The sequence below is a fragment of the Streptomyces anatolicus genome (assembly GCF_019400875.1).
Taxonomy (GTDB): Bacteria; Actinomycetota; Actinomycetes; order Streptomycetales; family Streptomycetaceae; genus Streptomyces; species Streptomyces anatolicus.
Genome location: NZ_WMBF01000870.1, coordinates 1 through 855, shown reverse-complemented (window position 1 = coordinate 855; position 855 = coordinate 1). Strand labels below are relative to the sequence as shown.

General features: G+C 73.8%; 1 protein-coding gene. It reads right to left on the bottom strand.

What is annotated here, in order from left to right; genetic code table 11:
• Positions 1-42: 42 nt before the first annotated feature.
• The gene (locus tag GKQ77_RS33050) at positions 43-687 is read right to left on the bottom strand and encodes a TetR/AcrR family transcriptional regulator (RefSeq protein ID WP_219692828.1); all 645 of its coding nucleotides are present in this window, start codon (positions 685-687) and stop codon (positions 43-45) included.
• Between the last annotated feature and the right edge of the window lie 168 nt (positions 688-855).

Sequence of the window (855 nt, the reverse complement as noted above, 5' to 3'; positions counted from 1 at the left end):
AAGTAGGGCTGGTGGGGCCGGAGCAGGTCTGGGCGGGCCGTCTCAGAGCGCTCGCAGCCCCGCCGCCGTAGCCGCCGCGAGCCGGCCCAAGTACCCCTTGGGAAGCTCCGCCCGCACCACCACCGAGCGCCAGTAGAGCGGCCCCGACACCAGGTCGAGGGCCAGCTCCTCGTCCGTGCCCTGCCGTAGCTCGCCGCGCTCTACGGCCGCCCGGACGATGCCGCTCGCGACCCCGTGCTGCCCCTCCCGCAGCGCCTTCTGGAGCGCCTCGGCGATCTCGGGGTTGCGGGCCGCCTCCGCCTGGAGGTCCGGGATGATCTGGGAGGCGACCGGGTGCCGCAGGGCGCGCGAGGTCACCTCGTACAGCAGCCGCAGATCCCCCTCCAGGGAGCCCGTGTCCGGCGCCGGGAGCCCCTGCACCGCTATGGCCGAGACCAGGTCGAGCACGAGATGCAGCTTGGACCGCCAGCGGCGGTAGACCGCCGTCTTGCCCACGCCCGCGCGCCGCGCGATGCCCTCGATGGACATGCGCGCGTAGCCGACGGAGGCCAGCTCCTCGAAGACCGCGGCGCGGATCGCCTCCGTCACGTCCTCGCGGAGCACGGCGGCCCCGGCGGGCGCCCTGCGGCGCGGCGATTCGCCGCGCGGTCCGCTCGCCGGTTCACCCTGTGGCCTGCTCGTCGTCATACGGACAGCATAGACAGCGCGCGGCGTCACGACGATACGGTTGCGTTCCGACGTGCCCGCGCCCTACGCTCGGCGTTGCGACGATACGGGCCCGTCCCGACGTACGCTCCAGCCTCCCCGAGCGAAAGCCACGGACGTGAGCCAAGTCCTCGACGCACCACCACCCCC

What these genes read in the sequence shown, in the direction of transcription:
- GKQ77_RS33050 (WP_219692828.1), bottom strand. Translation starts at nt 687, where the DNA reads ATGACGACGAGCAGGCCACAGGGTGAACCGGCGAGCGGACCGCGCGGC.